The 9,362-nt window shown below is 70.1% G+C and carries 9 protein-coding genes and 1 pseudogene; 7 read left to right on the top strand and 3 right to left on the bottom strand.

Translation table 11 applies throughout. The features are described 5' to 3' along the window. Positions 1-611: acyl carrier protein (locus IE142_RS10770; RefSeq protein ID WP_191885487.1), on the top strand; the 611-nt coding region annotated here is incomplete at its 5' end. 744 nt (positions 612-1,355) lie between these two features. Here the strand turns inward: IE142_RS10770 and IE142_RS10765 are convergent. Next, positions 1,356-2,135 (bottom strand): thioesterase II family protein, encoded by a 780-nt coding sequence (locus IE142_RS10765; RefSeq protein ID WP_043386255.1) that lies wholly within the window; start codon positions 2,133-2,135, stop codon positions 1,356-1,358. A gap of 225 nt (positions 2,136-2,360) precedes the next feature. Here IE142_RS10765 and IE142_RS10760 point away from each other — a divergent pair, with 225 nt between their 5' ends. The 3 genes from IE142_RS10760 to IE142_RS10750 all read left to right on the top strand — a co-directional run bounded on the left by IE142_RS10760 (position 2,361) and on the right by IE142_RS10750 (position 4,613). After that, on the top strand, positions 2,361-3,395 hold the full coding sequence (locus IE142_RS10760; protein ID WP_191885486.1) for a GDP-mannose 4,6-dehydratase: 1,035 nt from the start codon (positions 2,361-2,363) through the stop codon (positions 3,393-3,395). A 54-nt stretch (positions 3,396-3,449) separates the two neighbouring features. Beyond that, the gene (locus IE142_RS10755; protein ID WP_191885485.1) at positions 3,450-3,737 is read left to right on the top strand and encodes a hypothetical protein; all 288 of its coding nucleotides are present in this window, start codon (positions 3,450-3,452) and stop codon (positions 3,735-3,737) included. A 141-nt stretch (positions 3,738-3,878) separates the two neighbouring features. Then, positions 3,879-4,613, top strand: a complete 735-nt coding sequence (locus IE142_RS10750) for a nucleotidyltransferase family protein (protein ID WP_229830329.1) — start codon at positions 3,879-3,881, stop codon at positions 4,611-4,613. 31 nt (positions 4,614-4,644) lie between these two features. Here the strand turns inward: IE142_RS10750 and IE142_RS10745 are convergent. Beyond that, positions 4,645-5,493 (bottom strand): annotated as a pseudogene (locus tag IE142_RS10745) (IS5 family transposase). A gap of 239 nt (positions 5,494-5,732) precedes the next feature. On the opposite strand from IE142_RS10745, the gene panD reads away from it, so the two are divergent. From panD to IE142_RS10730, 3 genes are read left to right on the top strand one after another with little or no spacing between them, the layout of a single operon-like run. Next, a complete protein-coding gene (gene panD, locus IE142_RS10740) occupies positions 5,733-6,152 on the top strand; it encodes an aspartate 1-decarboxylase (protein WP_191885483.1) in 420 nt (139 codons plus the stop codon). Between the two features lie 32 nt (positions 6,153-6,184). Next, on the top strand, positions 6,185-6,529 hold the full coding sequence (locus tag IE142_RS10735) for a GNAT family N-acetyltransferase (RefSeq protein ID WP_191885482.1): 345 nt from the start codon (positions 6,185-6,187) through the stop codon (positions 6,527-6,529). Positions 6,530-6,571: 42 nt separating this feature from the next. Beyond that, entirely contained in the window at positions 6,572-7,210 is a 639-nt protein-coding gene (locus IE142_RS10730) for an aspartate/glutamate racemase family protein (RefSeq protein ID WP_191885481.1), read from the top strand. A 689-nt stretch (positions 7,211-7,899) separates the two neighbouring features. On the opposite strand, the gene gnd is transcribed toward IE142_RS10730, so the two are convergent. Further along, positions 7,900-9,339 carry an NADP-dependent phosphogluconate dehydrogenase gene (gene gnd / locus IE142_RS10725; protein ID WP_191885480.1) on the bottom strand — a complete coding sequence of 480 codons (1,440 nt, stop codon included), beginning with the start codon at positions 9,337-9,339 and terminating at the stop codon, positions 7,900-7,902. Positions 9,340-9,362 lie beyond the last annotated feature (23 nt).

The following is a 9,362-nucleotide window of genomic DNA, read 5'->3' as shown; positions in this document are numbered from 1 at the left end:
ACCTGCCCGGCCTGCGGGCTGCGGGCGGGACACCGGCCCTCCTGCACCACCTCGTCCGCACCCCGGTCCGACGTGCGACGGCCACCGCGCCGGCCGGCGGCGGGATCGTCGCGGCACTCGCCGCGGCCGCGCCCGCCGACCGGCCGGAGCTGGTGCTCGAGCTGATCCGCGGGCACGCCGCCGCCGTCCTCGGACACGGTGACGCGGCAGAGCTCTCACCGCACCGGCGGTTCCAGGACCTCGGGTTCGACTCGCTGATCGCCGTCGAGTTCCGCAATCGGATCGGTGAGGCCATCGGCCAACGGCTCCCCGCGGCACTGCTGTTCGACTATCCGACCCCGGCCGAGCTGGTCGACCATCTGCTGCCCAAGCTGGTCGCCGACGAACCGACCGGGCCGGCCGCGCTGCTGGCGGACCTGGAGCGGCTGGAGCGTGCGCTGGACGAGATCACGGTGGACGACGAGCGGCTGCATCGGCAGATCGCGGGTCGGCTGGACGTGCTCCGCAGCAAGTGGACGGCAGACCAGCAGGAAGAGAACGGCTTCGACGTCGAGTCGGCCACCGACGACGACATGTTCCGCATGCTCGACGACGAGCTGGGCCTGAACTAGCAACTTGTCTCGGTGACGGGTGCCTGTCCGGGCAGTCGTCGGCGGTGGGAGCCGGGCTATCACGCCCGGCTCCCACCGCCGAACGCTCGGATGCGTCCCGTCCCGTCGGTCCATGGCTCGGTGAGGTCGTGGTGCACGGATGCGCCCGGCTGTTCAGCGGGTCATGGCAGCGATGTCAGCTGTTCCGGTGTCTCGTGCCGGAAGACCTCGAGGAGGCTGTGTCAGGCGGCCGGTGGCTGCCAACGCCGCGAGTGCCGTCCTGACCCCGCAGCGGGAGCCGACGGTCGTACCGACCCCGTCACGGCCTCGCGACAGCCTCGGAGTAGTACCCGGCGTCGACAAGCACCTTGCTTGGGGCGACAACCGGTGTTCTTGGCGGACCGGCCGAGCATCTCGGTGAAGTCGAACGGCGGCTGACCTGCGGACCCGAAGCCTCCTTGGCGCACCGGAGTTGGGGGGCGGATGAGGTCGGCCCGAGCTTTCGGCTCGGCGGCAAAGCCCTGACGGCTGCCTGCTCGCCGCCGACGGCGGCGTCCTTCGTCGTCGGCGGCGACGGGCCCTGTCGGCGGCCTCGGCCTCCATCCGTGCGCGGGCGGCCCGCAGCTCCGGGAGCCAGCCGCTTCTCGCGGCGGTCCGGCACGGCCGGCAGATCGGTGGCCATGCCACAGCGCTACGTAGGCATGGCCACCATGCACACTTCAGGGCCGCTGCCGCACGGCACGTGCGGCAGCGGCCCCGAAGCGGCTACCTGATGGCGGGCCCCCTGGAGACGGCGGACAGCGTGGCCGCCAACTCGGCGTTCACCTCGGCCTGGTGCGCGGCCAGGTAGAAGTGGCCACCGGGGAACGTGCGCATACGGAAGGCGGCGGTGGCGGTGGAGTGCTCCCGCCATCGTTCGGCCTCCGCGACGGTTGTCTTCGGATCATCGTCCCCCACCAGCACCGTGATCGGGCAGTCGACCGTACGGTCCGGCACGGCCTGGTAGGTCTCGATGACCCGGTAGTCGCTGCGCACCGCCGGCAAGGTCATCCTCAGGATCTCTTCGTCGCCCAGGAGGTCCGCCTGGGTACCGTTGAGCTGCCGCAACTCGTCGAGCAGGCCCTTGTCGTCGCGCAGGTGCACCTGCTCGTCCCGGTGCGTGGCCGGCGCCCGCCGGCCGGACGCCATGATCGCTCGGGGCGCGGCCGGCGTGTCAGCGAGTGCGAGAGCCGTCTCGAACGCGAGCACCGCGCCCATGCTGTGCCCGAAGAAGACGGTCGGCAAGGGCCTTTCGTTCTCGAGGACCGGCGCGACGCGACCGACGTACTCGGCAACGCTGCGCATCAGCGGCTCACGCCTGCGGTCCTGGCGGCCGGGGTACTGGAGGATCACGACGTCGGCGGCGCCGGCGTGGGCCATGGCGACGGGATGGTAGAAGCTCGCCGAGCCGCCCGCGTGCGGGAAGCAGACGAGCCGTACGCGGGCACTGGCGTTGGGCCGGAAGCGGCGCAACCAGCGCTCTGCGTCGGTGCCGGGCAGGGGCATGAGGTCTCCTCGGGGCAGTCGTCAGACACGAGTACGTCCCATTCCTGACTGGAAAATCCCCAGTCCCGATGAGTAACCGTGCCAATTCCCGGTGATGCACTAGGGTGCCCCGACTTCCGTTGACACTGCGGACTTGCGGCTGTGAATGTCACCTGCAGGGACTGCTCCCGCGAAAACTCACTGGGCATAGCGGTCGTCTTTCCCGTGGCGGCGTAAGGGGATTTCATGTCGAAACGTGCTCTTATCACCGGGGTCACCGGCCAGGACGGCTCGTACCTCGCAGAACATCTGCTGGCGCAGGGCTACCAGGTATGGGGCCTGATGCGAGGGCAGGCCAACCCGCGAAAGTCACGGATCAGCCGCCTCGTATCCGATCTGTCCTTCGTGGACGGTGACCTCATGGACCAGGCCAGCCTGGTCTCGGCGCTGGACCACGTCCAGCCCGACGAGGTGTACAACCTCGGTGCCGTCTCGTTCGTGCCGATGTCGTGGCAGCAGCCGGAACTGGTGACCGAAATCAACGGCGCCGGCGTGCTGCGCATGCTGGAGGCCATTCGAATGGTGAGTGGGCTGAACACCTCCAGGTCGACCCGATCCGGCGGGATCCGGTTCTACCAGGCTTCGTCCTCGGAGATGTTCGGCAAGGTCGCGGAGACTCCGCAGAAGGAGTCGACCCAGTTCCACCCCCGTAGTCCGTACGGGGTGGCCAAGGCCTACGGTCACTTCATCACGCGCAACTACCGTGAGTCGTTCAACATGTACGGCGTCTCCGGGATCCTGTTCAACCACGAGTCCCCGCGCCGCGGTGCCGAGTTCGTGACCAGGAAGATCTCACTGGCCGTCGCGCAGATCAAGCTGGGAATGCAGGACAAGCTGGCGCTGGGCAACCTCGACGCGGTGCGTGACTGGGGCTTCGCCGGTGACTACGTCAAGGCGATGCACCTGATGCTCCAGCAGGACGAGCCGGGCGACTACGTGATCGGGACCGGCGTGATGCACTCGGTCCGCGACGCGGTACGGATCGCCTTCGACGCCGTGGGCCTCGACTGGAAGGACCACGTCGTGATCGACCCGTCGCTGGTCCGCCCGGCCGAAGTCGAGACGCTGTGCGCCGACTCCAGCATGGCCCGGGCCGCGCTGGACTGGGCACCCACGGTGAAGTTCGAGGAACTGATGCAGATCATGGTCGAGTCGGACCTGCAGCAGGCATCTCGGACGCGCGACTACGGCGAGCTGCTGGCGGCCGCCGACAGCTGGTGACACCGTGACCGGGGCGTTGTCCGGCCCCGGCCTCCGCATGCGGATGGAGATGTGGTGGTCGACGGAGCGGGTCGCGGCGGGCAGGCCCGCCGGATGATCGACAAGGTACCGCCGCGACACTGCATGCGCATGCAGTCCGGACTCGGCACGAGGGGGACCGGACATGGCACGAGGGGGACCGGCGAGTACGACCGGGCCCGGCTCGGCGTCCGGGCCGACGACGTCCCCGGCGGACACCCGGACGGCGTCGGCGTCCTGGTCGTCCGCCGGCACCAACACATCGGCAAGCTCCCCTCCCCCGCTGTCGGCCGTCCGGAGACGTCACCCCCGACCAGCTCGTGAACGTGACCGGCCGCCGCCGTCCTCGCGCCACCTGTCCGGCCGTCCGGGACTCGGAACACGTCTGCACTGGACGGCCCGCATGTGATCAGCATGCGATCACCGATCCGCCGCAGGTGCGGGCCAATGACTCCGGAGAACGCGATGCCAGTAACTCAAGCGCTGATCCTGGCCGGCGGCCAGGCGACCAGAATGCGGCCGTACACGGACGACGCGCCGAAGGCCATGGTCCCCGTGGCGGGTGCGCCGATCGTCGGCTACCAGCTCCTGTGGCTCGCCGAGCACGGCGTCAAGCACGTCATGATCAGCGGTGGCTACAAGCACGAGATGATCCAGGACTACGTGGGTGACGGGTCCCGGTTCGGCGTCACCGTCGGCTACGCCATCGAGGACCAGCCTCTGGGCCGTGGCGGCGGCCTCAAGCACGCGGCCGAGCGACTGCCCGAGGACGGCCCCTTCTTCGTCCTCAACGGCGACGTCATCTGTACCGACTCCCTCGTGGACCTGAGTCGGTACCACACGCATCAGGGCGGGGCCGTCACGGTCGCCCTGTCCCCGTACCGGTCCAACTGGGGAGTGGCCGACCTGGACAACGACCGCATCCGCGGCTTCGTCCAGTCCCCGCAGTTGCCCTACTGGATCAACGCAGGCGTCTACGTCTTCGAACCCCACGTCGTCGGGCTCTTGCCGGACAAGGGCGACCATGAGGACAGCACGTTCCCGCAACTGGCCACCGAGGGCGCCCTGATCGGTTACCGGCTCTCGGGCTACTGGCGTGGCATCGACACCGTGAAGGACGTACTCGAAGCCACCAAGGAGATCACGGGCGCGGGTCATCTCGTACCGGAGGAGTTCCGCACCACCGGCATCGACACCTGAGAGAGGACGTCCTGCTCGAAGAAGCAACAGTTCATGGATTGTGCCAGGCTATGACTGTTTCGCCAGTGGCTCGTTTTGCGAGGTTGGTGATCGTCGCGAGGCGGATCATGCTCTCGGAGTGGGCGGGTTTGGTCTGGTAGTCGCGGGCGAGGCGGCGGTGCATCATGATCCATCCGAGACTTCGCTCCACGACCCAGCGCCGCGGGACCACGGAAAAGCCTTCGACCTGCTCATTTCGCGGAACGACGTCGACGTCGATGCCGAGTGAGGCGCCGTGCTCGATCGCCTCTTTCTTGTAGCCGGTGTCGACCCATGCCTTGCTGATCGTGGGGTGGTCGGTGGCGACGCGGGTCAGGAGCTGCAGGCCGGCCTCGGTGTGTCCGAGACACTGGCGGCGGTCACTGTGATCAGCAGTAACAGGCCGTGGGTGTCGACGACGATGCTGCGGTTACGGCCGACGATCTTCTTGCCGGCGTCGGTGCCCTGGGTGTCACGGGGCACGCTGGGTGCGGTCTTCAGGACTGGGCGTCGATGACGCAGGCGGTGGGCTCGGCCTTGCGTCCCTTCTGCTCACGGACCATCCGGTGGAGATGAAGGCCGAGTTTCTCGATCGTGCCGTCGGCGGTCCAGGCGCTGAAGCACCCGAAGACGGTGGCGTGCGGAGGGAAGTCGTGGGGCGGGTAGCGCCAGGGCACCCCGGTCCGGTTGAGGAACAGGATCTGCGTTCGTGACTTCCCGCAGGTCAGCGACCTTTCCGCCGAGGTTGGGCGAGCCCTTCTGCCGCTCGGCCCCGCCAGGCCGTCAAGATCGTCTCCATCAACTCCCAACGGGCGTCGGACAGATCGCTCGGACAGGGCAGGAGGGAGGGCTGCGGGGTCATGCAGACAGTCATGCAGGTGCCCCGCAGTGGCGCCATCGCTCGAACGGGCGAGGCAGAACAGCACGCAGCGGGTCATCCTCGAACCGGACAGGAGCTATCGCTCGCAGTTGGCAAGTGGTCAGCATGAGTCCTGAAGAACCTGGGGACAGCTGCCCGGACATGCGACTCGTTGTAGGGTGTCGAAACAGCCCTTGACCTGCAAAAACGCAGGCAGGGAGCCTACTTGTGGGAGTGCCCCGATGTTCCGTACAATGTTCAAGTCCAAGATCCACCGCGCCACCGTCACCCAGGCCGACCTGCACTACGTCGGCTCGGTGACCATCGACGCCGATCTGCTGGACGCCGCCGACCTGCTGCCCGGTGAGCTCGTGCACATCGTCGACATCACCAACGGGGCCCGGCTCGAGACCTACGTCATCGAGGGCGAGCGAGGATCCGGGGTGATCGGTATCAACGGGGCCGCGGCCCACCTCGTCCACCCCGGCGACCTGGTGATCATCATCAGCTACGCTCAGGTCACCGACGCCGAGGCGAGGGCCCTGCGGCCGCGGGTGGTGCACGTGGACGGCGACAACCGTATCGTCGCCCTCGGCGCCGACCCGTCCGAGCCGGTGCCGGGATCGGACCAGGAGCGCAGCCCCCAGGCCGTGTCGTCCTGACCCACTGAACTGCGCGGACGAGGAGCGTGGCCGTGAGCGACATCGAGATCCGTGACGACCGGGCGGCGGGCCGCCTGGAGGCGATCGGCGGCGGTGAGGTCGTCGGCCGCATCGAGTACTTCGTCCTGGACGCCCCCGAGCGCGCCCTCGTCCCCGTGCACACCGTCGTCGAGCCGGCCCACGAGGGCCGGGGCATCGCGGGTTCGCTGGCGCACGAGCTGTACGCCCTCGCCGGGCACGAGCGTGTCGTCGTCGCCCCGCTGTGCCCATACGTCGTGAAGTGGGCGGAGCGTCACCCGGACGAGGCTCCCGCGGCCGACCCCGAGCTGCTGCGTGCGGCGAAGGAATGGCTCGTGGCGCATCCCGAGCGGTTCTGACGCGGGCCACGAGAGCGACGAGCCGGAGACCCAGGGGGAGACGTGCTGGCGCTGCTGCACACCTCGGCCGTGCACGTCCCGGTCTTCGACGCCCTGCGCGACGAGGCGCACCCGGGTCTGGAGCTGCGGCATCACGTCGAGGCCGAGCTGCTGGACCGGGCGCGGCGCGACGGGCCCCGGGCGGTGACGGACGCCGTCCGGGCCGTGGTGCGGCGGGCCGTCGCCGAGGGAGCACGGGCCGTTCTTTGCACCTGCTCGACGATCGGAGGTGTCGCCGAGTCGGTCGCCGCCGACGCCGGGGTGCCGGTGCTGCGGGTGGACCGGCCGATGGCCGCCGCAGCGGTGGTCGCCGGTCCGCGCGTCGTGGTCCTCGCCGCCCTGGAGAGCACGCTCACGCCGACGGCGGAGCTGATCCGGGAGGAGGCCAGGCGCGCGAGGCGTGCCGTCGAGGTACGGGCCCGTCTCGTCGAGGGCGCCTGGTCGCGGTTCGAGGCCGGTGACACCGAGGGCTACCTGCGGTCGGTGGCCGAGACGGCCGAAGCCGTCACCGGCGCCGACGCGATCGTCCTGGCCCAGGCATCCATGGCGCCCGCCCGGGAGTCGGCCGAGGCCACCGCCCTGGTACTGGCCAGCCCTGCGCCGGGACTGGCCGCGGGGGCGGCGGCAGCACGGCTCCGGTAGGCAGGCTCCGTGCGCCTGCCGGGCGTCCCCGGAGCGCATCCCGAGCCGGTCCCCGGCCCGCCCTGCGCCACCTGGTCCCAGCGTGTTCCCGCAGAGGAGTGAGTGGGGAGGCGACCCTCGGGTAGGCGGGGGACAAGTCCAGAGCCGATGTCGACCGACTGGCCGGAGGACAGCAGTCATGACGAACCCGTATCCGGATCCCGTCCCGCCCGGTCCCACCCCCGGGCCGGCCCCCGGTCCGGACCCGGAGCCCCAACCGCACCCGGACCCGGTGCCGACCCCCGGCCCCGGGCCGCAACCGACCCCTCCGCCTCCGCCCCCGGGACCCGCCCCGGAACCGACTCCCCAGCCCCCGGGACCCGGCCCCCAGCCGACCCCGCCGCCACCGCACCCGGGCCCGCCCGAGCCCTCCCCGTCGCCGATCCCGCCGGGACCGGAGCCCGTGCCCGACCCGGAGCCGGGGCCGCCGCTCACGTGACATGCCACGGGACGGACGGAGCGTGACACCACGGGAACGGGAACGGACGCAGCTGGGGCGGCGACCGGCGTGAACGCTGCCCGCCGCCCCCCTCGCCCACCCTCTACTGAACCTGTACGACCCCTACAACCCGTACGACCTCTTGCAACCCGTACGACCTCTGCACCCCGTACGAATCCCACAGACCCCCTACGACCGCACGACCCTGCGACTACGCGTCGACCTCCGACCGATCCCCGCCCCACAGCGTGTGGAACGCACCGTCCCGGTCGGTGCGCCGGTACGTGTGCGCCCCGAAGTAGTCCCGCTGCCCCTGCGTCAGCGCGGCCGGCAGCCGCTCGGCGCGAAGGGCGTCGTAGTAGGCGAGGGCCGCGGCGAAACCGGGCGTCGGTACTCCCTGGCGGGTCGCGGCGACCAGGACCTCGCGCCAGTCGTCCTGGGCCTCGGCGATCTCCTGCGCGAACGTCTCGTCCGACAGCAGGCTCGGCAGCTCCGGCCGGGCGTCGTAGGCGGCACGGATGCGGTCCAGGAAGGCCGCGCGGATGATGCACCCGCCGCGCCAGATCGAGGAGACCGCGCCGAGGTCGATGTCCCAGCCGTACTCCTCACTGCCCGCCGCGATCTCGTGGAAGCCCTGCGTGTACGACACGATCTTCGACGCGTACAGCGCCTGTTCCACCCGGTCGGCGAACGCGCTCGCCTCCGAGTCGCCGAGCGGCGACGCCTTCGGGCCCGCCAGTCCCCGCGAGGCGTCGCGCAGCGCCGCGTGCCCGGACAGGGAGCGGGCGAAGACGGCCTCCGCGATACCGGACACCGGGACGCCCAGGTCCAGGGCGATCTGCACGGTCCAGCGGCCCGTGCCCTTCTGTTCCGCCTGGTCGACGACGACGTCCACGAACGGCTTGCCCGTCGACGCGTCCACGTGCGACAGCACCTCGGCGGTGATCTCGATCAGGTACGAGTCCAGGCGGCCGGTGTTCCAGGTGCGGAAGATGTCGGCGATCTGGGCGGGCGAGTACCCGGCGACGTCCCGCAGCAGCTGGTACGCCTCACCGATCAGCTGCATGTCGGCGTACTCGATGCCGTTGTGCACCATCTTCACGAAGTGCCCGGCGCCGTCGGGGCCGACATGCGTCACGCAGGGCGCCCCGTCCGCCGCCTTGGCGGAGATCTTCTCTAGCATCGGGCCGAGCGAGTCGTACGACTCCGTGGAGCCACCCGGCATGATGCTCGGGCCGTGCAGAGCGCCCTCCTCGCCGCCGGAGATGCCGGTGCCGACGAAGTGGATGCCCTGCTCGCGCAATTCGCGTTCCCGGCGCCGAGTGTCCGCGAAGTGGGCGTTGCCCCCGTCGATGATCATGTCGCCGGGCTCCAGCAGCGGGGCGAACTCCCGGATCACTGCGTCGGTCGGGTCACCGGCCTTCACCATGATGACCAGGCGCCGGGGTCGCTCCAGCGCCGCCACGAACTCCTCGGCGGAATCGGTGGCGACGAAATCGCCCTCGCCCCCGAACTCCTCCACCAGCGCGTGCGTGCGGGACGCGGTCCGGTTGTGCAACGCGACCGTGTAGCCGTTGCGGGCGAAATTGCGGGCGAGATTGTGGCCCATGACCGCGAGGCCCGTGACGCCGATCTGCGCTGTAGTGCTCATGGAGCTGACTCCTAATGACCTTG

Source organism: Streptomyces mutabilis (genome assembly GCF_014649815.1).
GTDB classification, from domain to species: Bacteria; Actinomycetota; Actinomycetes; order Streptomycetales; family Streptomycetaceae; genus Streptomyces; species Streptomyces mutabilis.
Note: the sequence above shows the minus strand (reverse complement) of the source record. Positions and strands in the feature narration are given on the sequence as shown.